The organism is Corynebacterium guaraldiae (genome assembly GCF_053480195.1).
Genome location: NZ_JBRBAU010000002.1, coordinates 102,933 through 129,282, shown reverse-complemented (window position 1 = coordinate 129,282; position 26,350 = coordinate 102,933). Strand labels below are relative to the sequence as shown.

At 59.8% G+C, this 26,350-nt stretch carries 20 protein-coding genes; 14 read left to right on the top strand and 6 right to left on the bottom strand.

The features are described 5' to 3' along the window. The first annotated feature begins 88 nt into the window (after positions 1–88). From ACUY3D_RS02145 to ACUY3D_RS02135, 3 genes are read left to right on the top strand one after another with little or no spacing between them, the layout of a single operon-like run. The gene (locus ACUY3D_RS02145) at positions 89–1,741 is read left to right on the top strand and encodes an LCP family protein (RefSeq protein ID WP_448240252.1); all 1,653 of its coding nucleotides are present in this window, start codon (positions 89–91) and stop codon (positions 1,739–1,741) included. Positions 1,742–1,786: 45 nt separating this feature from the next. Further along, positions 1,787–2,485 (top strand): TIGR03089 family protein, encoded by a 699-nt coding sequence (locus ACUY3D_RS02140; protein WP_144268746.1) that lies wholly within the window; start codon positions 1,787–1,789, stop codon positions 2,483–2,485. Between the two features lie 24 nt (positions 2,486–2,509). After that, complete coding sequence (locus ACUY3D_RS02135) at positions 2,510–3,232, top strand: sulfite exporter TauE/SafE family protein (protein ID WP_144014358.1); 723 nt, start codon at positions 2,510–2,512, stop codon at positions 3,230–3,232. A gap of 88 nt (positions 3,233–3,320) precedes the next feature. On the opposite strand, the gene ACUY3D_RS02130 is transcribed toward ACUY3D_RS02135, so the two are convergent. After that, a complete protein-coding gene (locus ACUY3D_RS02130; RefSeq protein WP_448240251.1) occupies positions 3,321–4,271 on the bottom strand; it encodes a DUF559 domain-containing protein in 951 nt (316 codons plus the stop codon). Positions 4,272–4,440: 169 nt separating this feature from the next. After that, positions 4,441–5,322, bottom strand: a complete 882-nt coding sequence (locus ACUY3D_RS02125; protein ID WP_448240250.1) for a LysR family transcriptional regulator — start codon at positions 5,320–5,322, stop codon at positions 4,441–4,443. A gap of 130 nt (positions 5,323–5,452) precedes the next feature. On the opposite strand from ACUY3D_RS02125, the gene ACUY3D_RS02120 reads away from it, so the two are divergent. From ACUY3D_RS02120 to ACUY3D_RS02110, 3 genes are read left to right on the top strand one after another with little or no spacing between them, the layout of a single operon-like run. Beyond that, complete coding sequence (locus ACUY3D_RS02120) at positions 5,453–7,108, top strand: thiamine pyrophosphate-dependent enzyme (protein WP_448240249.1); 1,656 nt, start codon at positions 5,453–5,455, stop codon at positions 7,106–7,108. Between the two features lie 12 nt (positions 7,109–7,120). Beyond that, positions 7,121–8,455 carry an aromatic amino acid transport family protein gene (locus ACUY3D_RS02115; RefSeq protein WP_448240248.1) on the top strand — a complete coding sequence of 445 codons (1,335 nt, stop codon included), beginning with the start codon at positions 7,121–7,123 and terminating at the stop codon, positions 8,453–8,455. 13 nt (positions 8,456–8,468) lie between these two features. Beyond that, positions 8,469–9,509, top strand: coding sequence for a histidinol-phosphate transaminase (locus ACUY3D_RS02110; protein WP_144675463.1), 1,041 nt, complete (start codon positions 8,469–8,471; stop codon positions 9,507–9,509). Here the strand turns inward: ACUY3D_RS02110 and ACUY3D_RS02105 are convergent. Further along, positions 9,506–10,273 carry a TetR/AcrR family transcriptional regulator gene (locus tag ACUY3D_RS02105; RefSeq protein WP_448240247.1) on the bottom strand — a complete coding sequence of 256 codons (768 nt, stop codon included), beginning with the start codon at positions 10,271–10,273 and terminating at the stop codon, positions 9,506–9,508. The two genes, ACUY3D_RS02110 and ACUY3D_RS02105, sit on opposite strands and share 4 nt — an antisense overlap. A gap of 48 nt (positions 10,274–10,321) precedes the next feature. Here ACUY3D_RS02105 and ACUY3D_RS02100 point away from each other — a divergent pair, with 48 nt between their 5' ends. From ACUY3D_RS02100 to ACUY3D_RS02075, 6 genes are all read left to right on the top strand, one after another. Then, positions 10,322–11,833, top strand: a complete 1,512-nt coding sequence (locus ACUY3D_RS02100) for a flavin monoamine oxidase family protein (protein ID WP_070523320.1) — start codon at positions 10,322–10,324, stop codon at positions 11,831–11,833. Between the two features lie 2 nt (positions 11,834–11,835). Beyond that, positions 11,836–12,780: a universal stress protein gene (locus ACUY3D_RS02095; protein WP_448240246.1), complete on the top strand. Its 945-nt coding sequence runs from the start codon at positions 11,836–11,838 to the stop codon at positions 12,778–12,780. Beyond that, a complete protein-coding gene (locus ACUY3D_RS02090) occupies positions 12,777–14,330 on the top strand; it encodes an APC family permease (protein ID WP_070523326.1) in 1,554 nt (517 codons plus the stop codon). The genes ACUY3D_RS02095 and ACUY3D_RS02090 overlap by 4 nt, the downstream gene beginning before the upstream one ends. 25 nt (positions 14,331–14,355) lie before the next feature. Continuing rightward, complete coding sequence (locus ACUY3D_RS02085) at positions 14,356–15,732, top strand: NAD-dependent succinate-semialdehyde dehydrogenase (RefSeq protein WP_070530901.1); 1,377 nt, start codon at positions 14,356–14,358, stop codon at positions 15,730–15,732. 549 nt (positions 15,733–16,281) lie between these two features. Next, positions 16,282–17,466 carry a histone deacetylase-like amidohydrolase gene (locus ACUY3D_RS02080; protein ID WP_070523333.1) on the top strand — a complete coding sequence of 395 codons (1,185 nt, stop codon included), beginning with the start codon at positions 16,282–16,284 and terminating at the stop codon, positions 17,464–17,466. Next, positions 17,463–18,968 (top strand): APC family permease, encoded by a 1,506-nt coding sequence (locus ACUY3D_RS02075; protein WP_070530906.1) that lies wholly within the window; start codon positions 17,463–17,465, stop codon positions 18,966–18,968. Before ACUY3D_RS02080 ends, ACUY3D_RS02075 begins: the two co-directional genes overlap by 4 nt. Before the next feature lie 202 nt (positions 18,969–19,170). On the opposite strand, the gene ACUY3D_RS02070 is transcribed toward ACUY3D_RS02075, so the two are convergent. Next, a complete protein-coding gene (locus ACUY3D_RS02070; protein ID WP_070530909.1) occupies positions 19,171–20,400 on the bottom strand; it encodes an aromatic amino acid transport family protein in 1,230 nt (409 codons plus the stop codon). 78 nt (positions 20,401–20,478) lie between these two features. Further along, positions 20,479–21,807 (bottom strand): 4-aminobutyrate--2-oxoglutarate transaminase, encoded by a 1,329-nt coding sequence (gabT, locus tag ACUY3D_RS02065; protein WP_070530911.1) that lies wholly within the window; start codon positions 21,805–21,807, stop codon positions 20,479–20,481. A 117-nt stretch (positions 21,808–21,924) separates the two neighbouring features. On the opposite strand from gabT (ACUY3D_RS02065), the gene ACUY3D_RS02060 reads away from it, so the two are divergent. Next, positions 21,925–23,370, top strand: a complete 1,446-nt coding sequence (locus ACUY3D_RS02060; protein WP_448240245.1) for a PucR family transcriptional regulator — start codon at positions 21,925–21,927, stop codon at positions 23,368–23,370. Between the two features lie 4 nt (positions 23,371–23,374). Here the strand turns inward: ACUY3D_RS02060 and ACUY3D_RS02055 are convergent, their stop codons facing one another. Continuing rightward, positions 23,375–24,901 (bottom strand): helix-turn-helix domain-containing protein, encoded by a 1,527-nt coding sequence (locus tag ACUY3D_RS02055; protein ID WP_232748451.1) that lies wholly within the window; start codon positions 24,899–24,901, stop codon positions 23,375–23,377. Between the two features lie 111 nt (positions 24,902–25,012). Here ACUY3D_RS02055 and gabT (ACUY3D_RS02050) point away from each other — a divergent pair, with 111 nt between their 5' ends. Beyond that, a complete protein-coding gene (gene gabT, locus ACUY3D_RS02050; RefSeq protein ID WP_070530915.1) occupies positions 25,013–26,338 on the top strand; it encodes a 4-aminobutyrate--2-oxoglutarate transaminase in 1,326 nt (441 codons plus the stop codon). Positions 26,339–26,350: the final 12 nt, after the last annotated feature.

Genomic DNA, 26,350 nt, shown 5'->3' with positions numbered 1-26,350 from the left:
ATGAATCTGAGCGTACCCAACGCCAACGCGCGCACGCGCCCGCGACACTGCTTCACGTTTTTGCAGCGAGCTCACCTAAACTAGTCCCGTGACTTCCCCGAACTCCCCGCGCGCCGCCCGCCATATCCAGGCCGCGCCCTCGCAGTCCGCGCCCACCGCCCAACGAGGCTCGACGCCGGTGAAAGCCATCGTCGCTTTCTTGTCCGCCGTCGTCCTCGTGGTCTCCGGCGTGGGTTACTTCACCGTGGGCAAGCTGGGAAATGACATCTCCTCTGCGTCGAACCTGGCGCTGGGCAACCAGGGTGGTTTCAAGGACAGCAGTCTCGATGGCGCGGTAGATATCCTGCTCGTGGGCAAGGACTCCCGCACCGACGCCAAGGGGAATCCGCTTTCCGAACAGGAGCTGGCAGATCTGCATGCCGGCGTGGACGAAGGAGAGGAAAACACGGACACCATCATGGTGATCCGTATTCCGAACGATGGCTCGCGCGCGACTGCGGTGTCCATCCCGCGCGATACCTATGTCCACGACAGCGAGTTCGGAAACACCAAGATCAATGCCGTCTTCGCGCTCCACAAGTCCGCCAAGATGGAGGAGCTCCAGCAGGAGAACGCTGAAGCTGAGGCAGCAGGTAAGAAGCCTCCTCACACGGAGAAGGAGATGGAGAAGGAGAGCACGGAGGCCGGCCGTGCTGGTCTCATCTCGATGGTGCGCACGCTCACGGATGTCAGCGTTGATCACTACGCTGAGGTGGGGCTCTTGGGCTTCGTGCTGCTTACCGACGCCGTCGGGGGCGTCGATGTCTGCCTCAACAATGACGTGGATGATCCGATGTCCGGTGCGAAGTTCCCGAAGGGGCGCCAGACCCTCAAGGGCTCCGAGGGCTTGTCCTTCGTGCGCCAGCGCTACGACCTGCCGCGCGGCGACCTCGACCGCATCGTGCGCCAGCAGGCCTACATGGCCTCGCTGACCTCGAAGGTTTTGGATTCGGGAACGCTGACGTCCCCGGGCAAGCTCAACAAGATTTCCGATGCCGTGGAGCGCTCCGTTGTCATCGATGATGGCTGGGACATCATGGGATTCGTCACCCAGCTGGCCGGTTTGGCCGGCGGCAACGTGACCTTTACGACGATCCCGGTGACCTCCATTACCGGCGTAGGCGATTATGGCGAATCGGTAGTGACCATCGATACCGTGGAGGTCCACCGCTTCATGGATGATCTGGCCAAGTCCCAAGAGAAGGCTGAGGAAGAAAAGAAGTCTGAGGATGCCCCAACCGACCAGGAAGGCGAAGACGGCGAAAAGCCCGTAGCCGAGGACCTCAACCTCCACGTCCTGAACGCCGGCACCGTCGACGGCATGGCCGGCGGAATCGGCGCGTGGTTGAAGAACGTGGGCTACACCGTTGAGCGCACCGCCAATGCGCAGTCGGGCCTGTATACCGAGTCCCAGATTGTGGCCGCGGATGCCAACGATGAGCGCGCCCAAGCCTTGGCTGAGCAGCTCGGTGGCCTGCCGGTCACGGCCAACGAAGAGCTCGATCCGGATACCTTCATCGTGGTGGCTACCGATGACTACTCCGGCCCGAAGGATGACTCCGCGCAAGAAGAGGAGGCTTCCGCCGAGACGAGCGAAGGCGGCGACACCCAGCAGGTGGGTACCCCGGGCGATGACTTCGGTACTGCGGAGGTGGCACCGGAAATCGACGCCGGCGGCGACGGCCCGCGCTGCGTGAATTAAGAGCGCCGTGGCGGGCTGAGCGCCCGCCACCTACGATGGGCGGACATGGAACTCCTTCAGCATCTCTTGTCCGCCGATGCCTCCGCTCCCCGCCTCAGCGTCTACAACGAAACTGACGGCACCCGCATGGACTTCTCGGCGCAAACGCTGGAGAACTGGACCTCCAAGATTGCCAACATGCTGTTGGAAGAGCTCGACCTTGAGCCTGGCACCGATTCTCGCATCCTCATCGACCTTCCGGTGTCGTGGCAGGCTGCCGTCATTGCGCTCGGGGCACTAGCCGCGGGCATCCCCTTTGACATTACGGATGGTGCGGCTGCCCCAGAACCACACGCCGATGATGTCGCCGTAGTTTTCACCTGCCCGGAGGCCTACCTCGAGGCCACCGCCGGCTCGGCTTCTACCCCACTGGTCGACACGGTGCTGGTCACGCGAGATCCTTTTGGCCGCGGCGTTGTCGAAAGCGGCGGCGAGTTGCCGCTCGGCACCATCGACTTCGGCCCCACGGTGCGCTTTTATGGCGATCACTTCTATGGTTCTACCACTCCGCTTCCGAAGCTTTTCCCCACGGATTTGGGCGCTGAGCGCGTGTTGTCTCCAGGGTGGAGCGACACCGCCTCCTTCCAACGTGCTGTGTTAGAGCCACTGGCTGCGGGTGGCTCGGCCGTCATCGTGTCCGGATTGTGCTCGGCGGACCGCTTGGAGGAAATCGCGGCCAACGAGAAGGTCACTGTCCGCGCTTAAAACTTGTCGTGAGATAGTAGACCGATGTTCAGCTGGCTCTACGTCTTCATCGGCCTACTCATCCTCGTGGGCACAATCTGCCAGGGAACCATCGGATTCGGCCTGGGCACCATCGCCACCCCAATCTTGGCGCTGATTAAGCCGGAGCTTGTTCCCACGCTTATCCTCCTGCTGGCCTTCGTCATTTCAACCACGACGATGCTCAAGTCACGCTCAGCGGTGTCGTGGGACATCGTGGCCATTTCCTCCATCGCGCGAATACCCGGCTCCCTGCTCGGCGCGTGGGCCATTGCCTCCCTCTCCCACCGCGGGCTCTCCCTTTTCATCGGCTGCGCCGTCATTTTTGCCATGACCTTGTCTAGTCTTGGCTGGTCGCCGAAGCGAACCACCACCAACATCGCGGTGGCGGGCGTTGCCTCGGGGTTCCTGGGCACGTCGACCTCCATCGGTGGGCCACCCATGGCGTTAGTGCTCAAGGGATACGACCCCGCCCGCATACGCGGCACCCTGTCGGGCACGTTCATCATTGGCTGCGCCATCTCGCTGGCCACCTTGGCCTTGAGCGGGCAAATCACCAGCCTGCAGCTCACCGCGGCCGCAGCCTACCTGCCGGTAGCCATCGTGGGCCTCATCGCCGCCGGCTACCTCAACCGATTCATCAACGCCACGGTGCTCAACCGCATCGTCATCATCGTGGCCATCAGCGCGGCTGTGGCGCTCATTGTTGAGGGGCTGGTTGCTACCTAGCGCCCGCGGCCCACTGCTAGGACCACTCGCCACACTGCCCGTTCTGCCAAAGTTATCGCCTCCGACTCAAGATCTGTCAATAACTTCGTCATCTAGGGCAGTTGGGTGGCTCCGGGAAATCTGGCGGTTCCGGGTAATCGGGTGGCTCAGGCAAGTCGGGCGGCAGATACCCTAAGTGCTCGCTGTATTCCCAGGGCTTTGGCTTGGGCGGCAACACTCCCTCATGCCAGAAGCCGATGAATTTGAAGTAGCGCTTCTCGAAGTCCGGATTCCTGGCATTGGCTATCTGGTCGATGACATAGTCCAGATGATGTGCCACGCAATGACCTGTGTAGCGCAACGTGAGCCACCCAATCAGCGCACCCTCGTTGTTCTTCCAATGGTCTCGTAGCCATGCCTCTCGCTGGGAATGGAATTTCATCCCGTTGATTTCTACCGCAACCTTGAGCTCTGGGAGCACGATGTCCCAGGTGTAGTGGCCGATAACAACGTTGCACTCAACTTTGAGCCCACGCCTCTTCAGTCCCTTCGCCACCTTGACCTCCGCACCGGAATCCGTGAACAGGGCGGCTTGCTCCAGCATCCGTTGGCTTGCAACAGGGATGACATTGAGTGCTTCGCGGTGGCTGTCCAAGCGAGCACGCCCCGACTTCGAAGAATAGATAGATTCGAAGACGCGAATCCCCAGATCAGGACTAACGGACTTCATAGCGACAAGAGGATTAAGAATCCGGATCCCCGACAAAGTGACAAAACTAGTGACGCTCACCCGCGAGTGCACATAAAAGGTCGATGTCGGCATCCTCTCTGCACTAGCGAGCCTCAGCGGAAAAGTGACAGGCTCGCCAAGGAGTACCTGGGCAGCCGTTGTACCTGTCGCCTTAAGGTATGGACGGTGCTCCTGCAACAGCTTCAAAAGCTCTAAAGGCTCGGGCCTGCCCCAGACGTAGATTCCCTTGGCGATTCTCGCAATCTCCCCACGGCTCACGCGAGTTGCAAGCGCGCCTTTAGATAGGCCGCGCACAACGCCATGGTTCATGTCATTCCCCCCGGAAAGTTTGGCCTCCACGCTAACATGGCGCCCCGCCACATGCCGAGCAACTGCCCGTTCTGCCAAAGTTATAGCCTCTGATTCAAGATCTGGCCTGATTTTTGGCAACAACGACAGTTATGCCCAATGCAAACTAAGCATGCAAACTAAGCAGACCCTAGCGAAGCGACCCCTCAATAAAACTGCGGAACCGCCGAGCAATCTGCTCTATCTCCTGCCCCGCGAAGTGGCCCAGGGACCATGCCGCCACCAGTGGCACACCGCCCAGCGCGCGCTCGCCATCAACGACATCAAAGCCCACCAGCCGCGCCGGCTGCAGCTCCGTCATTAAAGCTACAGCTCGCCCGGCACGCGCCAAGGCGCATAACGTCGCCGTATCATCGCACTCCACGTGCGAGCCCAGGGCATAGCCAGCCGTGCCCACGAAGGAATCCACCACCCCGCGGGACACGCTGCGCCGCGAGGGCAGCGCCACATTTTCCTGCAGCAAGCGCTCGACCTCCACGCTGGTCGAACCCGCGCACTCCAGCGCCAGCGGGTGCGTTGGCGGCACCCAGGCGCGCACCGGAATCGTGCCCAGCGGCAAGGAAGCCACGTCATTGCCCGGCGGGATGGTAGCAATCACCATGTCGGCGGTTCCTTCCAGAGCGTCGAAGACGTCGTAGTGCGAGACCGGAGTCGTCGTAAGCAGAGGAATCGACGAGCCGGCGGCCTCTATAAACGGAGCGAGAAGCGTCGACATCGTCGTCGGCGTGGCCGCCACGCGCAGCGCCGGAATTCTGCCAGCCCGAAGTGCCTCCACCGCCTGCCCGGCGCGCGCGGATGCAGCGAGGAGGCGGCGGCAGGTAGGGATGAGGGCATGCGCTGCGTCGCTCAGCACAAGCGCAGATCCAGCGCGCACGAAGAGCTCAAGGTCCAGCTCCTTTTCAAAGCGCCGGAGTTGGCGGCTCAGCGCCGGCTGAGTAATTCCGAGGCGTGAGGCGGCAGCGGTCACCGTCCCGGCCTCAGCCACCGCGAGGAAATATTTGGCCTTCACCATGTCCATTCCCCTACTTTTACCAGCCCCCATGCCCTATATGCATGGCTTTAGAGCTTTAGCAGCATTAGACAACATGACATCACCAAAGAATAATGAGACCACTACCACAACAAAGCCAAGGAGGTTCTCCATGTCACATGTCGGCGCTGCCATTGCCGCATCACTTGCCGCGCACAATGTGCCCCGCGCATTCCTCGTACCCGGCGAAAGCTTCCTTCCCGTGTTGGACGGACTCTACGATTCCCCCGTCGAAGCCATCGTCTGCCGTCACGAAGGCGGCGCCACCTACATGGCTGAGGCCCACGGCAAAGCCACCGGCCAGCCCGGCGTAGCCATGGTCACCCGCGGGCCCGGCGCGGCCAACGCCTACGTCGGCATCCACACCGCTTGGCAGGACGCTACCCCGCTCGTCCTCTTCGTCGGCCTCATCCCCACCTCGGACCGCGACCGCGAATCCTTCCAGGAATTCGATCCCAAGGCGTGGTTCGGCACCCAGGCCAAGCAGGTCTTCGTCCTCGACGATCCGGAGCGCGCCTCTCGCGTCGTGGCCGAAGCATTCTTCCAGGCCCAGCAGGGCCGCCCCGGCCCCGTCATCGTAGGGTTGCCGGAAGATGTTCTCCACCAGGAGTTCACCGGCACCATCCACCCGCCCATCCCGGTTGCGGAAGGCGCGCTTTCCGACGATCACCTGGACCTCCTCTCCCGCGAACTGAGCCGCGCAGAGCGACCACTCATTTTTGCCGGCGGTCCGCGCTGGACCCCGGAGGCCGCGGAGAAGATCACTCGCTTCGCCGAAGAGCAGCGCATCCCGATCATTCAAGACTTCCGCGCCGCCGACCGCGTGCCTTTCGACTCCCCCGCCAACGCCGGCTGGCTCGGCTACGGCCGCGACCCCCGCGCGGCGCAACTTTTGGAAGCCGCCTCCCTCGTCATCGAAATTGGTGCCGTTCTCGGTGATGTTCCTACCGACGGCTATACCTTGCGCCAGTCACCGCAGGCGCGCAACATCGCCATCAACCCCGATACCAGCCTGCGCGGCCACTCGGTGGCGCTGCTAGAACACATCGTGGCAAGCCCGGCCGCCTTCGCGGAGGCCGTGGACCGCCTAACCGTCGAGGGCACGGAGCAGCGCGGCGAGTGGTTTGATTCCGCGCACGCGAACCACCTCGACTTCGCCACCCTTCCCGAGCCGGCGGACTACCGCCCGGGTGAAGAGGGCACCGCCCACATGGAGGCCATCCTCGCAGCGCTCCACGAGCAGTTGCCCAAGGATTCCATCTACACCTTTGGCGCCGGCAACCACTGCATCTGGGCCCAGCAGTTCCTGCGCTCCTCGGTCTACCCGTCCCAGTTCAGCGTGCGCAACGGCTCGATGGGCTACTCCATCCCGGCCGCTGTGTCCACCAAGCTACAGTTCCCGGAGCGCACCGTGGTCACCATTGCTGGCGATGGCGAATACCTCATGAACGGCCAGGAACTGGCCACCGCGCTGCAATACGGCGCGCCTTTCCTCATCATCGTGATGTCCAATGGCGAGTTCGGAACCATCCGCGACCACCAGAAGAAGCACTTCCCCGATCGCGTCTCCGGCACGCAGCTGGTGAACCCGGATTTTGCTGCCGTCGCCCGCGGCTTCGGTGCCCACGGCGAGCTCGTCACCGATGACGCACAAGCACCGGAGGCCGTGGCCCGCGCTTTGCACGCCATCGCCAACGACGGGGTACCGGCACTGATCAACGTCATCACCGACCAAGAGCATTCCCTGCCTATTCCGCCCACCAACTAAAGGAGGCTCATCATGAGCTCTACCAACACTCCCCCAACAACCACGCCACCCACCACTGAGCTGAAGGAGGGCGAGCACATTGTGGGCGATGGGGTCGTCGCCAAGCAGCGCCCCGCCGCCTCCACCGCATCGTGGATCATTACGCTCTTCGGTACCGCCGTGGGTGCCGGCATCCTCTTCCTGCCGCTCAACGCCGGTGGTTTCGGGTTCTGGCCGCTGGTCTTCGCCACGGTCTTCATTTTCCCGCTGGTGTATTTCTCACACCGCACCTACGCGCGCATCGTCGCGGGCGCACCCAAAGAGGACCACGGCAAGGACATCCTCGAGCTGGTCTCGCAGTACCTGGGCAAGGGCCAAGGAATCGCCTTCGCGGTGCTGTATTGGATCACGGTCTTTTCCACCGTCCTGATTTACGGTGTCTCCATCACCAACGCGGTGGATAGCTTCATCGTCAACCAGCTGGGCGGGCCTTCGCTCGACCGGTGGCTACTGGCCATGCTCTGCGTCGGCGTCATGACCGGCGCCTTCGCCATCGGCCGCAAGCCCATGATTTGGCTGGCCCAGGTGCTGGTGTACCCGCTGATTATTGCGCTGGCAATCACCTCCATTTACCTCATCCCGCGCTGGGACCTGCAAAGCTTCCTTCACTTTGATGACGGCTCGGATGGCTACGGCGGCATTTTCAAGGGAATTTTCCTCATCCTGCCGGTGCTGGTCTTCTCCTTCTCCCACATGGCAGCGCTGTCGCAATTCGCCCTCGATATGCAGCCGCAGTACGGCGAGAAGACCGAAAAGCGCGTCTCCCGCACGGAGTTCTACACCTCCATCCTGCTCGTGGTCTTCACCATGTTCTTCGTCTGGTCCTGTGTCCTCGCGCTCGGCGCCGACGGCATGAATGAGGCTCTCGAGCAAAACATCCCGGTGCTCTCCTACTTCGCCAACGTCACCGGCACGCCGTTCATGGCCTACATGGCCCCCATCGTGGTCATCTGCGCCATCGTGTCTTCCTACTTCGGCCACATGCTCGGCACAGAAGAGGGCACGGAGTACCTGCTGAAGAACGCCGCTCCACAGCTGGCGGAGAAGGTCTCGCACCGCACGCTGCTCAACATCATTTATGTCATCGCCTTCGTGTGCACCACGCTCGTGGCGATCTTCAACCCCTCCATTATTTCCATGATTTCCGTGGTCTCCGGTGTCTTCGTGGCGTTCATCGTTTACCTGGTTCCGGTGTACATGTTCAAGAAGTTGGACGTGTACAAGCACTTCCGCAATGACCCGTGGAACTACTTCGTCTTCGGCATGGGCCTGCTGATTATGGCCGTGACCATCTGGGACATGATTTAGAAAGGACGTGATTATGCTTCGCAATGATCTCTCGAGCTTCCCCGAGTACAAGGTGGGCAAGGACTTCCCCAACGCGCTCAAGCTCTCATCCAATGAGGTCCCCTTCCCGCCAGCTGAGGACATCATCGCCGCGGTTGCCGACGCCGCCCGCACCACCAACCGCTACCAACAGCCCGGCAGCCTGGAGCTCACCAATGCACTGTGCAACTACTTGGGCGTGCCGGCGGATAATATCTTCGTCTCCGCGGGCTCCACGCCCATCCTGCAGGCCACCATCTTGGCGTCCTGCCACACCGGCGATGAGGTCATCGTGCCCTGGCGCAGCTTTGAGGCCTATCCCCTGTACGTGCGCATGGCCGGCGCGGAGCCGGTTCTGGTCCCACTCACGGAGGATTACCGCGTCGATCTGGAAGCAGTACTCGAGGCGCTAACGGAGAAGACCAAGCTCATCATCTTGTGCAACCCCAATAACCCGACGGGCACCGTGATTACCCGCGGTGAATTCCGCGCCTTCATGGACCGGGTGCCCAAGGATGTCGTCGTGCTGTTGGATGAAGCCTATTGGGAATACAACGACGCCCCCGATACCCCGGATTCAGTGGAGGAATACCAGCGCTACCTCAACCTGCTCGGCGTGCGCACCTTCTCCAAGGCGTGGGGTTTGGCCGGCATGCGCGTGGGCTACGCGGTGGCAGGCGAAGAGATCATCAACGCGTTGCGGCTGCTCTCCCTGCCGCTGACGGTGACTGCCATGGCGGAAACCGCCGCCGTGGAGGTGCTCAAGCGCCACGACGAGCTTGCCGACGCCGTCGAGATCACCAAAGCACAGCGCGACCGCGTCTGCGCGGAGCTGGGGGCTGAGAAGTCCTACGGCAATTTCGTGTGGCTGCCGCGCGCGGATGCCGCGGAGGTGGAAACGAAGATGCTCGATGAAGGCGTGGTCATCCGCCGCTACCTCGACGAAGGCGTGCGCGTGTCCATCACCGATGAGGCCGAGACCACCCAGTTCTTGGAGGCCTGGAAGCGCGCGGGCATTGAGCCTTGGAGGAGCTAGCTATTCTTCTCGTCGGGGAGATCTGACAGGAGGGCTTCAAGGCCTAAGCGGAACGGCTCGTCGGCGTAGGGATTCCTCTGATCCTGACTCTCTGCCATGGAGGCGTCCGGTGAAAAAGCACCGCGCGCATCGGCCAGTGCCGGTGCGCGCGCCTCACTATCCACCGGAAGGTCAAAGATGTCTTCGGGGGCGTGGACGTCGTAAGCACTGCCATAAATGAAAGATTCCAACGCCACGATGCGTGGCATGATGGCCGAGCTTGGAAGACCAGTCAGCTTCAAAACTCGGGCTAGCACTTCGTACATTTCAACCGTACGAGGTGCTCCAGAAATAGGTGTCAACGCAATAATCCGCACGAGCGGAACATGCCGTGCGCAGACATCGCGGTAGGACGTTGCCCAACGTATGAGTGCATCGCGGGGTGAGAGTGTCGGGGTGGCCTCCAATGCGGCATACAAGGAACTGCATTCCACTTGCTCCATGACTGCATCTTCGATCAACGCGAGCAAATCATCTTTCCCCGAAACGTGGTTGTATAAAGCGCTGGTTCCCACGTTTAGACGGCGGGCAATGCGCGCCATTGTGAGTTTTTCATATCCTTCTTCCCCCACAATGGTGAGCGCAGCCTTAGCGATTTTTTCGCGCGTAACCAGCGCTTTATGGGGACGACCTTTAGACCGATGTGAACTCACAGCTTCAAAACCTTGTCTCACGTTACGTTCCTTCTGTACAGTGATACGAGACACAAAATGAATGATGTTCATTTTGCCACACCTGCCCCTTCATCGTCCCATAGGAACGGAGACACCTTCATGACTTCACTCGTCAATCCAGACAATCCCGTTATCGAGCGCGATGTCGTCGTTATCGGCGCCGGCCCCGCTGGCCTCATGGCCGCACATACCCTAAAGAAGAAGGGCCTGAGCGTAGCCGTCCTCGAAGCTCGCGAGCGCGTCGGCGGCCGTACCTGGAACGGCAAGGTCAAGGATGCACAGGGAGTCGAGCACTTCGTAGAGCTCGGAGGCCAGTGGATCTCCCCCGACCAGACCCGCCTCATCGAGCTCGTTGATGAACTCGGCCTCGAAACTTTCTCCCGCTACCGCGAGGGCAAGTCGATCTACGTCTCCCCTGATGGCACCCGCCACGAGTACGAAGGCACTGTATTCCCAGCCGATGAGAAGACCATTGCTGAGATGGACCGCCTCATCAAGATCATGGATGAACTCGCAGCGGAAATGGACCCCGCAAACCCTTGGTCCCACCCGCGCGCCAAAGAGCTAGACTCCATCTCTTTCCGCTCTTGGCTTGAGGAGCTTTCCGACGACACTGAGGCCATCGACAACGTTTCGATTTATGTGGCGTCCGGCATGCTGACCAAGCCCTCCTACACGTTCTCCACTCTTCAAGCAGTGCTCATGGCTTGCTCCGCAGGCTCCTTCAGCAACCTTGTCGATGAGGACTTCATCCTGGATAAGCGCGTCGTCGGCGGTATGCAGTCCGTTTCCTTAACTCTTGCCAAGGGCTTGGGCGACGATGTCCACCTCGGCACTCCTGTGCGCGAGCTTCACTGGGCGGAGCCGGATGCATCTACCGCGGACGAACTCAACAACATCAAGGCAGATGTTCGCAATGGTGTCGCGGGTAATGGCGAGGCTGGAAACGTTACCGCCATTTCGGAGAAGGTCACTGTAAAGGCCCGTTTCGCCGTTCTGGCTGTTCCGCCAAACCTGTACAACCGCATCTCCTTCGTCCCGCCGATGCCGCGCGACCAGCAGATTGCGCACCAGCACATCTCCATGGGACTGGTTATCAAGGTCCATGCCATCTACGACACCCCGTTCTGGCGCGAAGAAGGACTCTCCGGCACCGGCTTTGGTGGCGGTCGCCTCGTTCAGGAGGTTTACGACAACACCAATTACGGCAAGAATTTTGCCGAATCGACCGCAGATAAGGAAGACACCTACGGCACCCTCGTGGGCTTTGTCTCCGACGTTTATGCAGAGGAGATGTGGCACCTGCCGGCTGAAGAGCGCAAAGAACGCATTCTCGACGCCATGGCAGATTACCTTGGCCCAAAGACCAAAGAGCCCATCGCTTTCTACTTGTCTGACATGGCAGCCGAAGAGTGGACGCGTGGTGCCTACGCTACCTCCTATGATCTCGGTGGACTCTCGCGCTGGGGGCACCTCCAGAATCAGCCGACCGGCCCCATCTACTACGCATGCTCCGACATCGCTGCGGAAGGTTACCAGCACGTCGACGGCGCAGTACGCCAGGGCGAGATCGCCGCACTGGCTATCGCAGAGCAAGCAGCGAAGGCTTAAACATGGCTCCCGCAAGTTTCCCTCGCCGCAGCACTAGTGGTTGCATCCTCGTGGGCTACGTCGCTACCGATTTCGGCAAAGACGCGTTGCGCTTAGGAATTGCTCTCTCAAAAGAGCGCAACGTGCACCTCGAACTCGTTATGGTAGCCCCCGCGCATAGCTCCTTCTCGGGCGTTTACCCGCACGACCGTGGCTATGACTCCATTGTGGAGGAACAAATCGCTGGATGGCTGGAGGAGGCTCTCGCGGAGGTTCCTGAAGAAATCACTGCAACCGCACGCATCGTGACGGGAGATTCCGAAGCTGCCGCGCTCTGCGAAACTGCGGAGACCCTTGGTGCTGACTTGCTCGTCGTTGGTGCCCGGAAGGGCGGCCTCTTCGGACGTTTCCAGATGGGTTCCGCGGTCAATGCGCTCTTGCACTCTGCCCCCGTTCCTGTCGCGCTCGCGCCGCGCGGATACTCCTACCCAGGCCCTATCACTCGAGTCACGACCTTCTTTGGCCCTCGCCGTGGCACCTCCGATGTCATTGCGATCGGCCTTGATCGTGCGCGTCGCCGTGAGATTCCCTTGCGCCTCGTCTCGCTCGTCCTAAGCGGTGAGTCTGACATGCATGGGCTCGGAACCGACGTGCCCAGTGCGCTCAATGCTTATGCCAACCGAAAACTGGCTGACTCCGCTCAACACATGCTTGACGCCGGACACGCCACCACCGAGGTGGCGTCTGGCAAGGACGTCAGCACAGCCCTAGAAAAGTTGAGCTGGCAAGACGGCGAAATCGCCGTTGTCGGTTCCTCCCGTATGGCCGTTCCTGGACGGCTCTTCTTAGGCTCAACAGCGTCTCGAATGCTCCGCTTGATCCCAGTCCCCATGATTGTTGTGCCCGCCGGCTACATGCAAGCCGGCGAAGAAAACAATCTTCTATCGAAAGGTGGTGACAACACATGACCACCACGACCCCTTCGACGCCAACCACCCACTCGGTAAATGAGACAGCGTCGGACAAAGGCCTAGCTACGGGCCGCGTCGGATTACTTGGCGCAGTCGTCATTGGCGTCAGTTGCATCGCCCCTACCTATACGCTGACCTCCGGTATTGGCCCAACGATTTCAGCTGTGGGTCAATACGTCCCGGCAGTGCTGTTGCTGGGCTTCATCCCCATGCTGCTTGTAGCGTTTGCCTACCGCGAGCTCAACAACGCAGTCCCTGATTCAGGTACTTCCTTCACGTGGGCTACAAAGGCCTTCGGCCCGTGGGCCGGCTGGATGGGAGGATGGGGGCTTATCACCGCCACGATTCTGGTGCTATCAAACCTGGCGGCGGTGGCCGTCGATTTCTTCTACCTACTTCTTGGTCAGCTCTTCAATAACCCGGCTATTAGTGATCTGACCCGGAACCTGTGGGTTAATATCCCGACTACCTTCGTCTTTATCGCTATCGCGGGCTACATTTCTTACCGCGGACTCGACTCAACTCAAAAGCTGCAGTATGTACTCGTTGCGATTCAGATTGCTGCCATTGTGCTTTTCGACGTCGTCGCAATCCACAACGCCTATAACAACGGCGGATTCGACTTCACACCGATTTCGCTCGAATGGTTCAACCCGGTTGGCATCGGTAGCTTTTCCCTCATTGCTGCGGGCATCTCACTGTCTATCTTCATGTTCTGGGGATGGGACGTAACCCTCACGATGAACGAGGAAACAAAGAACCCCGAAAAGACGCCCGGTCGTGCAGCTACGATCACGGTGCTCATCATCATCGCGCTGTATATCCTCACCGCGCTGGCAGTCATCACTTGGGCCGGCACAGGTGACACGGGCCTGGGCGCTGGTAATCCAGAAAACCAGGAATCGATTTTCGCGGCACTTTCAGAGCCCGTCTTGGGTAAGGCCTCGATCCTGATCTATATCGCGGTCCTGTCCTCTTCCTTCGCCTCCCTGCAATCCACGATGGTGGGCCCCGCCCGCACCTTGCTGGCCATGGGCTACTACCGCGCATTGCCGCCGGTGTTCGCAAAGATCAGCCCCCGCTTCCGTACACCGTCGACGGCCACCATTGTTTCCGCTGCAGCAGCAGCCGTGTTCTACGCGGTAACCCGCCTTATTTCGGAAAACGCGCTATGGGACACCATCGCTACGATGGGCCTCATGGTCTGTTTCTACTATGGAATTACGGCCGTGGCCTGCATCTGGTACTTCCGAACCGAACTGTTTAGCTCGATGCATAACATCGTGTTCAAGTTCCTCTTCCCCACTGTGGGCGGCGGATTCTTGCTCATGATGTTCTTCATCACTGCATTCGATTCCATGGATCCGTCCTACGGATCCGGGTCTGAAATCGGTGGTATCGGCATGGTCTTCATTTTGAGCGTCGCTGTCTTAGGGCTCGGCGTATTCATCATGCTGTTCACTCGCTTTGCCCATCCAGGATTCTTCAAGGGCGAAACCCTCACGCGAATTTCCTCGCGCGACGACGACCAGCAACCGCTGGTCTAACTACACACGAGAAAAGGAGTAATCAATGTCCAACACCTATCGCGTACAGAACCCCGTAACCAATGAGGTAGTCGAAACCTTCGATACCGCTACCGACGCTGAGATCGAAGCAGCACTGGCAAAATCTGCCGCGGCTTATAAAGAGTGGTCTGCACGCCCCATCTCTGAGCGCGCAGAAATCATGACCCGCGTCAGCGAGCTCTTCGAGGAGCGCAAGGAAGAACTAGCCCAGATCGCCGGCGAGGAGATGGGCAAGTTCCACTCCGAAGGCATCGAGGAAGCTGAGTTCTCTTCCGCCATTATCAAGTACTACGCCGATAACGGCGCAGACTTCACCAAGGACCAAGAGATCCCAACTGCCTCCAACGGCACGGCAGTCATCCGCCGCCTGCCTATCGGCCCACTGCTCGGCATCATGCCGTGGAATTTCCCCTACTATCAGATCGCCCGTTTCGTGGCGCCCAACCTGATGCTGGGCAACACCATCATTCTCAAGGATGCGGAAATCTGTCCGCGCTCGGCCCTCGCCGTTCAGAAGATCATGGATGACGCTGGCGTTCCTGAAGGCGTGTACAACAACGTCTTTGCTTCCCACGACCAGATTTCCACCATCATCGCGGACTCTCGCATCCAAGGTGTATCTCTTACCGGTTCTGAGCGCGCAGGCTCCATCATCGGCGCGCAGGCCGGCGAAAACCTCAAGAAGGCTGTTCTCGAGCTCGGCGGCTCTGACCCGTATGTCCTGCTCGATACTGACGACGTCAAGGCAGCTGCGGAGCTGGCATGGGGCACGCGTATGTACAACACCGGCCAGGCCTGCAACTCGAACAAGCGCATGATTGTCATGGAAGACATCTACGACGAGTTCGTCGCTGAGCTCGAGCGCCTCGCCAACGCTGCAGTAAAGTCCACTCCGGACAACCAACCCGAAGGCGCATACTCTGCACTGTCCTCCCGTGAGGCAGCTGAAAAGCTGCGTGACCAGCTGGACCGTGCCGTTTCTGCCGGTGCTAACTTGCGTGCTGGTGGCGAGCTCTCTGCGGAAGGCGCTTACGTCTCCCCTGCTGTCATCACCGATATCCCGGTTGGCTCCGATATCTACTACGAGGAGTTCTTCGGCCCAGTCGCGACCGTTTACAAAGTAAGCAGCGACGAAGAAGCCCTCGATTTGGCTAATAACACCCAGTACGGCCTCGGCGGCACCGTGTTCTCCCAGGACCCCGAACGCGCCGCCGCTGTCTCCCGCCGTCTCGAGTGCGGCATGGCTAACGTGAACACCCCCGCTGGCGAAGGCGAAGAAATGCCATTCGGTGGCGTGAAGCGCTCCGGCTTTGGCCGCGAGCTCGGCCCGCTTGGCATGGATGAGTTCGTTAACAAGCAGCTCTACTACGTGGAGAAGTAGCCCGAAATAGATCACTAAAAGGGTGTTGGATTATCGACGGATAATCCAACACCCTTTTGGTTTTCGTACGCCCCAATTGAAGTAAAACCTGTTTCATCAAACTCAATACGAGTCCACCCGTAAACGGAATGAACGCATCCATCGAGGTTGGATTAATTCCTATAACAAATTACAATCCAACAATCCTTCCCGCGAGCCAATATTGCCGCAAATATCGCCAGTAAAACATTGCAAAAGCTTTCACTTCCATGAGATAGCCTGCATGTATACAAATATTTACGCACGATAGATGGACTAACTCGCAACCAATTCACCCTCACAAAGGGGTAGGCAGCCGTTAGCTTTATTCGATTCAAAATGGCTATACCACCATTAGCCAATACCTCTAACAGCAGTTCAAAAACAACGGACTCCACTGCCAATATTAAAAAGCATAATGGCACCTTAGAGAAATTAACCTTCCCCGCAATTAAGGCGAAAACAGTCTCTCAAATCACACTCGACAAGTACTATGGTCTGCAACACCACAGCCGAAAGGAAGGATTGTAAATGTCAACCAAAAAGCAAGATAAAGTCTCTGTGGGTTATCTCTGGGACACGCTCTACGGATGGCACGACACAGGCACGGGTGGCAATGCGCCGGCGAACCCAGCCCTTGGCCTACAACCCGTGAACCGCCACTTCTCTTCGCCGGAACCAAAGCGACGCCTAAACGAATTAGTGCAGGCCTCGCAGCTCCGCAAACACCTCACCAATCTTTCGGCAAAGCCGGCGACGAAGGAGCAACTCGAAAGAATTCACTCCAAAGAACACATCGAGTCGATGCTCCAACAGTCTCAACTACCGAAAGGTGGCGATTGTGGAGATGGAGGATCACCGTTCGGACAAGGAGGCGCAGACATTGCGAAGCTCTCAGCTGGCGGCGCAATTGAAATGACTCGAGCTGTACTAGACGGAGAGGTTGACCGTGGGTATGCCTTGATTAATCCTCCGGGACACCATGCTGAGAGGAACCGTGGCTTAGGCTTCTGCCTTTTCAATAACGCGTCGGCTGCAGCGTCTTTTGCTCTCGAGGAACGCGGTCTAGAAAGAGTCGCAATCGTAGATTGGGATGTTCACCATGGCAACGGAACCCAAGACATCTGGTGGGAAGACAACCGTGTTCTCACAGTATCCATCCACCAAGATAGAAATTTCCCGGTCGACAGTGGTTTCGTCGAAGAACGAGGCTCCGGAAAAGGCAAGGATTTCAACCTGAATATCCCCCTTCCTCCAGGAAGTGGCGACCTAGTGTATGAAACCGCGCTTAATGAGATCGTCATTCCAGCGCTCGAGGAATTCAAGCCAGAATTAATCATCCTTAGTACAGGCTACGATGCCGCGATGATGGACCCTCTAGGCCGCATGATGGTAACAACCTCGGGTTACTACAACATGACTCAGGCTCTTGCAGCTGCTGCAGACAGCCTTTCTGAAGGAAATCTAGTCGTGGTCCAAGAAGGCGGCTATTGCCAGTACTACGTTCCTTTCTGCGGTCTTGCAGTGTTTGAAAGCCTGACCGGTGAAGAGTCCGGTTTCAAGGATGAATACGCCGAAATCGTGGAAGGACAGATTCGAAAGACGTTCACAGATGAACAAATCGAGTATCTAAGAAAGGCATATACCGCTCACTTCAAAGAAGACAGCCCCGCGCTTGAAAGTCTCTCCCCTGCTACAAGTGATGGTGCCGTATGAGCGAAAAGATTCGTACCCTCAAGACGCACAACATTGTCTTTCTAGTAATTGCAGCAGCTGCACCTTTAACGGTGGTTTCCGCCGGAGTAACGGCAGCATACGCCACATCTGGAATGCCAGGAGTTCCTCTCGGCTACCTGCTTTGCGGAGCACTCGTGGCATTCTTTTCAGTCGGCTTCTGCGCTATGGCCAAGGAGATACCCAATACTGCTGCATTCTTTTCCTACGTCTCCGCCGGCCTCGGGAAAAGTCACGGTTTAGCAGCTTCTTCACTGGCTATCGTTTCTTACACTGCTATGCAGATCGCACTTTACTGTCTTCTCGGATACACAGCATCTAGCTTATTTGAATCGATAGTAGGCACCTATATCCACTGGGCGGTGTGGGCACTCATAGCTTTAAGCCTAGTGGCATTTCTAGGCATTAAATCTGCCGATGCCACTTCGAGAATTCTAGGAGTTCTTCTCTTCTTGGAGTCTTGTGCCATCGTGTTCTTCTGTGTTCTCGCAATCCGCAACCCTGCAGATGGGCTCTCGATTGGCACCTTATCTCCGTCCGCGCTCATTGGAACTGGCACAGGAACTCTCCTCGCGTTCACTATCGCCGGGTTCATGGGAATTGAAAGCAGTGCTATGTACTCTGAGGAGGCAATCAATCCGGAGAAAACCATCCCAAACGCGACGCTTATATCAATTCTGATTATTTCCGGCTTTTATGGATTCTCTTCATGGTCAATTGCCCAAAGCACTGGAGAGTCTCAGGTAGTTGATTCTGCGCAAGAATCTGGTTCGGATCTGTTCTTCAACTTTATTGCCAGCCAGGGATACGAGTCCATCGTTCCGCTAATTCAGCTTCTCTTGGTCACCTCCCTCTTCGCAGCCGTTACAGCCTTCCACAATTCTATTTCCCGCTACCTCATGGCGCTGGGGCGAGAACAGGTTATTTGGAAGAACCTCGGCACGACTAGCGAAAATGGTGCCCCTGTTGCGGCATCGCTTTTCCAATCTTGCTTCGGTTTGTTTGCCATCGCCACGGCACTGCTTGCTCAAAAGCTCTCAGGATATGACGAAAGCTTTCCATCAGCAATCGTGTTCTCTTGGATGAGTAACGCTGGTGGTTTCGGACTCGTCTTCTTGCTTCTAACCACTTCGGTCTCGGTTTACTTCTATTTTAGGAAGCACAAAGGGCTTTACCCAGTGTTCGTCACAAAAGTGGCGCCAACTATCGCCATCATTGGGTTCGGCACAATGTTCGTGCTGATCTTGGCCAACTTCGAGAACCTCATTGGCGATGCCGAGCTGTGGTATTTGGTTTTCGTGATTCCAACCATCATCCTCTTGTGTGGAGTAGCTGGCTTTGTTCGCGGCGAGCTGCTCAAGCGCTCCCATCCTCACATCTATAGCAACATCGGTTCTGGACATCCCCCAGGCGAAAGCCGCGTGCAGAGTAGGGCAACCGCTGAGCCGAAAAACTCTCAACTAGTCACATCAGCACAAGATTGATCCAAAGCACGAAAACGTGAACACGGTATTGAACGCTTATGGGAAACCTCGGGGACGTACGCCCCGATTGTGCAGAGCTAACGAAATCTACCGGTAACGACAAGAGCGGCGGTGGGCTACTTCGCAGTAGCCCACCGCCGCTCAAGAACATCGCTCGCCTGAGTCTACGATCTCGTACCTTTCTCAGGGCTAATCGCTTGTACTAAGCCCAACCCGCCGGCACCAGCCCGACGATCGAAATGATCGAATAGATGAAAGCCAAGAAATACACCACGATGATGGTTGCCTGAATAGCCGGGTGCGCAAGACCGCCCACGGTCCAGCCGGGATCGCGGTCGCCCTTCTTACGGGAGGCGTGCAGCAGCATCACCGGGATGACGGACATGATGGCACCCGCAAAGCCGCCCGCATAGGACAGCGCCGCAACGAAGCCACCGAGGCCTGCAATCGAGATCACCAGTGGCGGTACCACCGTCAGCGCCACCGCGATGATGCGCTGCCCCTTCACGCCTTCCCAGTGGAAGATGTCGAGGACGTTGCGCATGGTGGTAAAACCAATCGCCAAGAATGACGTCAGCATGGCCGCCAAGGCAAAGATGTTGGCCAGATAGTAGGCAACCGGGCCAAGTGCCTCACCCCAGGCGATGGTCACCACTTCGGTGACCTCCATGCCGAGAAGGCCGAGGGCTGCAAAAGGCACCAGCGCCAGGGTAAAGCCCGTGATGACCATGCCAACGACGATCGCACGCGCGGTCTCCTGCGGCTTGGCCGGGTCCATGCCCTGGACCAGCTCCGGAACCACATACTGCGCCAGGAAGGAGAACACCGCCAGGTTCAGAATCGGGACGATGAAGAAGGGGTGAAGAACCAATAGGTTTTCCACCTTGATACCTGGACCCAGGATGGTCCATCCACAGAGGACAGCGATGATGATGGCCATACCGGCGGTAACGGCGCCCTCAGTGGCACCCGTGGTGTGCAGACCGCGGTACATCACCCATGAGCCAAACCCAAAGAAGATTAACGTGCCCAGAAGCGGCGGCAGGCCGAAAATGTTGTTGATCAAGTCACCGGAGCCGGCAGCATAGGCAATGAGCGCACCGATACCGTTGACGATGATGGCGACGAAGACCAGCCACCGCCCCCACTGCCCCAGGTAGTGTTCGGCCAGTCCCGAGACTTGCAGTGTGGCCTTGGTGCGCATGGCGGACTCCGCCACGTACAACATGGAAATGGTCGTGAGCGTGCCAGCCACGAGCAGGGCGATGACGAGCGCGAGGAATCCACCGTTGCGAGCGGCATAAGGAATGGAGAGAACTCCAGCGCCGATGTTGGTGCCGAAGATGAGGGCGATGCCCTGCACGAAGGACAGCGCGGGCTTGAATTCCTTCGTGGATTCATCCTTCTGCGGCACAGAAATGTTGTTGGACAAAGACTTCTCCGATGACTACTAAATGGCTATTAAAACGTGAACTCACCCGGCCATCGCCGGGTGAGAACTGCATTCGCCTTACTTGAATTCGTTGAACTGCTTGACGACGACCTGCAGCGCCTCACGCCACAGGTCCTCCGGGATAGCCAGGGAAGGCAGGAAGCGGATGACATTGTGGTCCAGGCCGCAGGTCAGCAGGAGGATGCCCTCGGCCTTGGCACCGTCAGCAATCTTGTGCACGAGCTCGGAGTCCGGCTCGCCCTCAGCGGTCACGAACTCGAGTGCGAGCATGGCGCCGCGGCCGCGGAACTCTGCGACGCGCTCATCACCCAGGATGGGCTCCAGCTCCTCGCGGGCGACCTTCTCCAGGTTCTGGGCGCGCGCACCGAAGTCCTTCTCCTCAAACTCCTTAAAGGTTGCCAGCGCAGCGGCGCACGCCACCGGGTTACCGGTGTAGGTACCGCCCAGGCCACCAGGCTGCGGGGTATCCATGATTTCCGCGCGGCCGGTCACTGCGGATAGCGGCATGCCGGAGGCAATGCCCTTCGCAATGGTCACCATGTCCGGCACGATGCCCTCGTGGTCGGAAGCGAACCAGGTACCGGTGCGCATCATGCCCGCCTGGATCTCGTCGATGATGAAGACGACGTCATTGTCGTTGCACCACTTCTGGATTGCTGCGAGGTAGCCCTCGGCCGGAACGACGAATCCGCCCTCACCCTGAATCGGCTCGGCAACGACGCAGGCCAGGTTGGTCGCGCCGACTTCCTGCTCGATCATGGTGATGGTCTTCTTGGCTGCCTCGGCACCACTCAGACCATCGCGCAGCGGGTAGGACATCGGTGCGCGGTAGATCTCCGGGGCGAAGGGACCGAAGCCGTTCTTGTAGGGCGATTGCTTGGCGGTCATCGCCATGGTCAGGTTGGTGCGGCCGTGGAAGGCGCGGTCCATGACCACCACACCACGCTTGCCGGTGTAGTTGCGGGCAATCTTTACTGCGTTCTCGACAGCCTCAGCGCCGGAGTTGAACAGCGCGGTCTTCTTCGGATGGTCACCCGGGGTGACCTCGTTGAGCTTTTCGGCCACGGCCACGTAGGACTCGTAAGGAGAAACGGTGAAGGAGGTGTGGGTGAAGTGCGCGACGGCCTCCTGGACCGCGGCCACGACGGCCGGGTTAGAAGCGCCAGCGGAGGTCACGGCGATGCCGGAGGCAAGGTCGATGAAGCGGTTGCCGTCGGCGTCGGCAAGAATGCCGCCATCCGCATCCACTACGTAGCCCGGAAGCGAGGGCGCCATGCCCGCGGGGAGGGCGTTCTTGCGACGCTCATCCAGGGCGGCGCTCTTCGGGCCCGGGACCTGCTGGCCCAGGTGGCGGGACTGCTCAATGTGGTACTGAAGTTCCTGCATGGTCTTCCTTTTGTGCTCGGATGAATAGTGTGCCCCTTAGTGTGGTCTCCACCACCCACTGCACACTATGGACGCAGTGTATAAATTTTCTCCGCTTAACTGTGTACTCTGTCCACCATGCGTGAGATTTCCTTCCGCTGGCTGCTCAACCAGCGCTCATTGAACCTGCGAAGCATCGTCACCGGTAGCGCCACATTCAACACCATCCACGCTTCCGAGCTCGCGGACCCCAGCGAGTTCACCTCCCCCGGCGCGCTCATGCTCACGTTGGGGCTTGCCTTCCAGGAGGAACCGGAGGGCTTCGAACGCTATGGTGCGGCCCTCGCCGCGGCCGGCGTGCAGGGCATCGGCTTCGGCACTGGGCTGGCCTTCGGCGAGGTTCCTACAGAACTTATCCGCGCCTGCTCCCAGCACAATCTCACCCTCTTTGAGGTCCCGCGCGCCACGCGTTTTGTATCCATCACCACGGCCGTGGCTAAAGAACAGGCCCGCTTGGACAACAACGCGCACTTTTCACTCCACCGCCAGCAGGAGCGCCTCAACCAGGCCGCGGCCACGAGCATCGGGGCGCTCGTCATGCAAGCCAGCAAAGAACTCGGTGCCGCGGTAGCGGTGGCCAGTTCCTCCGGAGCGGTGGTCAGCCGCAGCGATCGCGGTCAGCTCAGTGCGGCCGACGCCGCGGTGGAGGCCGCGGAGCAGACGGGGCGCGGAACGGGGACGTCGACAAGCACAGGCGCAACCATCACCAGCATCTTCGGCTCGGCGGGACGGCGCTGGGCCATCGCGGTAACGCGTGCAGAGAAGTTCGATTCCTACTCCCGCGCGCTCATCCGGCACCTCGCGGGCCTGGCCAGCCTGCTCTTAGATCATCCCAACACCACTGCGCACACGATCCTCGGGGCGTTGGCGCTTGACGCCCAACTGGCCGGGGTTGACTCCCCTGCCTTACAGGCGGCCTTCCATACGGTCGATAGCCACGACCTCGTGGATGTTCTGTTCCTCACGGCACCATCACCCTCCCGCCTCGCGCGGGCATTAAGCGAGATTGGAAAAGCCGAGCCCCTCAGCCTCATCCGCCCGGAGCACGATTCGGCGCTTATCGCGCTTCCCCCGGGCACCACGCACCCGAACTTGAGCGGTAAACACACCCGCTACCTCCGAACGTCCATCCTGCAGCGCATCCAATGGCAAGCGTTGACCCCGGCGCTCTTGTCCTCTCTCCAGAGCCACGCGCGCAGCCTGCCCCTCGGTACTGTGGCGACCTTCGATTCGGCTGCCCCTACCTGGCTGGCAGAACCCGGCGTACCCGAGGCCCTCGCTGCCCGGCGCGCGGCTACGGTCAGCCTTCTTGCCGAGCACGATGCGCAGCACAACACAGAGCTGTGCGCCACGCTGCGTTCCTTCCTCGTGGGCAACGCCAACTTGGCCACCGCCGCCGCGGAGCTCGGCGTTCACCGCCACACGGTGCGCGCCCGCTTGGACAAGATCGAGCAACTCTGCGGCGTGGACCTGAGCAATCCCGTCACCCGCGCGGAACTGCTCTTGCTCAGCCTTGATTCTTAAGAATTCAGTCCGGAACGCTCACGCCCAGGATGAGAAGCTCGGCTGCCACGAGAGGATCCTTAAGATCAACCTCCAATAATTCCTCCAAGTCCGCGATGCGCTTGCGCACGGTGTGGCGGTGCGAATGCAGCTCCTCAGCGGTGCGGCTTACATGCCCGCCGGCGCGCAAGTAAACCTCCAGTGTTTCCGCCAAGTCGGTGCCGTGCTCGGCGTCAAAGGAACGCACCTTGCCCCAGGTCTCCTTCGCGCGGTTGTGCACCGCTCCTTTAACCCGGGGATCCCTAGTCCAGCTCAAGGTGCGCGATTCCGGCCCCGCGAGCATCCCCGGCTGCAGCCCGAAAGCGAAAGACTCCAGCTCGTGGACAATCCCCACCCCCAGCTCGGCCCACGGCATGGGTTGGCCCACGACGATGCGCTTGCTCCCGCGAATATCGCGCAGCAAATCCTGCAGGTTTTTCATCGTTCGGCTTCCCCTAAAGAGCAGGAGGCTGGAGGACTTATCCAGCGCGTACTCGAAGAGCAAACGCCCGTGGTCTTGGAGGCGGGCATCCAGGGCCTGGATGAAGCGCTGATGGGCGCGCTCGCCTTCAGATTTCACTAGGACTGGCCGTACCCTCCCCTGCGCATCGCCCACGAGGTGGAAGATGCGCCGCATGGGATCTTCGGGTTCGTCCAACCCCAGCTGAATGGCCAAAGCCATGGAGTTGAGCTCATTCTGTGTGCGCCGCAGCTCTTGTGGGCGCTTCACGCTAAGCTCCGCTAGGCCCGCGGCCTGCTTGAGTAGCGCGCGCTCGTTCACGCCGAAACCATCACGCGCCACTGCCAAGAGCCCGAAGGAGCGCGCACCGTGGTCGGCCAAGCGCTGGGCCAAGACATTCCACCCGCCCACGCGGCGCGCGGCGTAGAAGTTCTGGGCGCGCGTATCGGCGATCACCGGCGCCCAATCCACCGGGGGCAGTCCCGGGTAGCTCGACTGCGCAAAGACGCGCCCGTCTTTATCGACGAGACAGGAATGCGCGCCTAGGAGGCGACTGGTCTTGTCCACGAGGGCATCGAGGCCGGCCACGGCGGCGTCGTTGAGCGCACCCTGCTGGGCGATGAAACGCTCCAACCCTTCCTCGCGCTGGCGCTGCAGCTCGTCGTGCAAACGCGCGAGCACCGAGACGAAAGGTACGCGCCGCGCCACCGTGAAGAGCGAAATATTGCATTCCTGAGCGGCCTCCAGCATGCCGGGCGGAACCTCGGCAAAGGCCAGTCCAACGCCGAAACCCACCCCCGTCACCCCACCCTCGGCCACCTTGCGGATGTACTCTTCCAGTTCCTCAGGCCGTCCTTCAAATGCCATGCCGGTGAGCAAAATGACGGCCCCGGATCCCACAAATTCGCGCGGATCGCGCAGTTCACACGGGTGCATCACGGAAAAGGACCGCTTGCAATCGTGCAGAATCTTTATCCCCAGATCGGGTTGATTGGCCAACCAGGTGAGGGACACGCTTCCCTCTTCCAGCCCGGCTGCTACCCCCTTATCCACTGTGGACAATTTCTCACCATTCTTTCACCAGATCGTCTGTGGCCCTCCTGAAGTTTAGCCGCCAGAATGACCTACGTCATAAAAAATCCCGAGCATTAAGGAGCAGACAGCATGCAGGATCTCAAGCACCGCCTCCCCCAGGAGCGGAATGTTTCCACCGCAATCCCTGGCCCCCGCAGCCAGGAGCTGAATGCCGCCCGTGAAGCAGACGTCGCCGCTGGCGTCATCCCGGGCTACCCCTCCTACATCACTGACGGCGACGGTGGCGTGCTTGTCGACGTCGACGGCAACACCATCGTCGACTTCGCATCCGGCATCGCCGTGACTTCCGTCGGCGCCTCCAACCAGCGCGTTGCCAAAGCCGTCGCCGAGGCTGCTAGCCACCTCACCCACACCTGCTTCCTCAACGCTCCTTACGAGGGCTTTGTCCAGGTAGCCAAGAAACTCAACGAGCTGACCCCGGGCACCCACGAAAAGAAGTCCTGCCTCTTCTCCACCGGTGCTGAGGCAGTGGAGAACGCCATCAAGATCGCTCGCCGCTACACAGGCAAGAACCGCGTCGTGGTTTTCGACGGTGCCTTCCACGGCCGCACCAACCTGACCATGACCATGACCGCCAAGAACAAGCCGTACAAGTCCGGCTTTGGCACCCTGGCCGCTGACATCTACCGCGCGCCGATGTCCTACCCGCTGCGCGACGGCCTCGACGGCAAGCAAGCAGCAGCGCGCACCCTGCGCTACATCGAGCAGTACGTCGGCACCGAAGAACTGGCCGCCGTCATCATCGAGCCGGTTCAGGGCGAGGGCGGCTTCGTCGAGCCGGCCAAGGGCTTCCTCCCGGCACTGCAGGAATGGTGCACCGACAACGGCGTTGTCTTCATCGCCGATGAGATCCAGGCCGGCATCTGCCGCACCGGCTCCTGGTTCGCCTGTGAAGACGAGGGCATCATCCCGGACCTCATCACCACCGCCAAGGGAGTGGGCGGCGGCATGCCACTGTCCGCTGTGACCGGCCGCGCCGAAATCATGGATGCACCGGACCCGGGCTCCCTGGGTGGCACCTATGCCGGTAACCCGGTGGCCTGCGCTGCTTCCCTGGCAGCCTTCGAGGAAATGGAGGAGCTGGACCTCAACTCCCGCGCTCGCGAAATCGAGGCCATCATCCGCGAAGAGCTGGAGCCGCTACTTGAGCTCACCACCGTTGCTGAGGTCCGCGGCCGCGGCGCCATGATCGCCATCGAGCTGGTCGATGACAACAACCAGCCAAACGCCGACCTCACCGCCAAGGTAGCCAAGACCTGCCGCGAGCAGGGCGTGCTCATCCTCACCTGTGGCCTCGACGGCAACGTCATCCGCCTCCTTCCGCCCCTGGTCATCAACGAGTCCACCCTGCGTGACGGCCTCCAGGTCCTGGCAGAAGCCATCCGCGCAAACTAATCCGAACCACCA

Coding starts and splice junctions, on each gene's coding strand:
- ACUY3D_RS02135 (WP_144014358.1), top strand. CDS start 2,510: ATGTTCAGCTGGCTCTACGTCTTCATCGGCCTACTCATCCTCGTGGGC.
- ACUY3D_RS02125 (WP_448240250.1), bottom strand. CDS start 5,322: ATGGTGAAGGCCAAATATTTCCTCGCGGTGGCTGAGGCCGGGACGGTG.
- ACUY3D_RS02115 (WP_448240248.1), top strand. CDS start 7,121: ATGAGCTCTACCAACACTCCCCCAACAACCACGCCACCCACCACTGAG.
- ACUY3D_RS02075 (WP_070530906.1), top strand. CDS start 17,463: ATGAGCGAAAAGATTCGTACCCTCAAGACGCACAACATTGTCTTTCTA.
- ACUY3D_RS02060 (WP_448240245.1), top strand. CDS start 21,925: ATGCGTGAGATTTCCTTCCGCTGGCTGCTCAACCAGCGCTCATTGAAC.
- ACUY3D_RS02130 (WP_448240251.1), bottom strand. CDS start 4,271: ATGAACCATGGCGTTGTGCGCGGCCTATCTAAAGGCGCGCTTGCAACT.
- ACUY3D_RS02085 (WP_070530901.1), top strand. CDS start 14,356: ATGTCCAACACCTATCGCGTACAGAACCCCGTAACCAATGAGGTAGTC.
- ACUY3D_RS02105 (WP_448240247.1), bottom strand. CDS start 10,273: ATGAACATCATTCATTTTGTGTCTCGTATCACTGTACAGAAGGAACGT.
- ACUY3D_RS02120 (WP_448240249.1), top strand. CDS start 5,453: ATGTCACATGTCGGCGCTGCCATTGCCGCATCACTTGCCGCGCACAAT.
- ACUY3D_RS02100 (WP_070523320.1), top strand. CDS start 10,322: ATGACTTCACTCGTCAATCCAGACAATCCCGTTATCGAGCGCGATGTC.
- ACUY3D_RS02095 (WP_448240246.1), top strand. CDS start 11,836: ATGGCTCCCGCAAGTTTCCCTCGCCGCAGCACTAGTGGTTGCATCCTC.
- ACUY3D_RS02080 (WP_070523333.1), top strand. CDS start 16,282: ATGTCAACCAAAAAGCAAGATAAAGTCTCTGTGGGTTATCTCTGGGAC.
- gabT (WP_070530911.1), bottom strand. CDS start 21,807: ATGCAGGAACTTCAGTACCACATTGAGCAGTCCCGCCACCTGGGCCAG.
- ACUY3D_RS02140 (WP_144268746.1), top strand. CDS start 1,787: ATGGAACTCCTTCAGCATCTCTTGTCCGCCGATGCCTCCGCTCCCCGC.
- ACUY3D_RS02090 (WP_070523326.1), top strand. CDS start 12,777: ATGACCACCACGACCCCTTCGACGCCAACCACCCACTCGGTAAATGAG.
- gabT (WP_070530915.1), top strand. CDS start 25,013: ATGCAGGATCTCAAGCACCGCCTCCCCCAGGAGCGGAATGTTTCCACC.
- ACUY3D_RS02110 (WP_144675463.1), top strand. CDS start 8,469: ATGCTTCGCAATGATCTCTCGAGCTTCCCCGAGTACAAGGTGGGCAAG.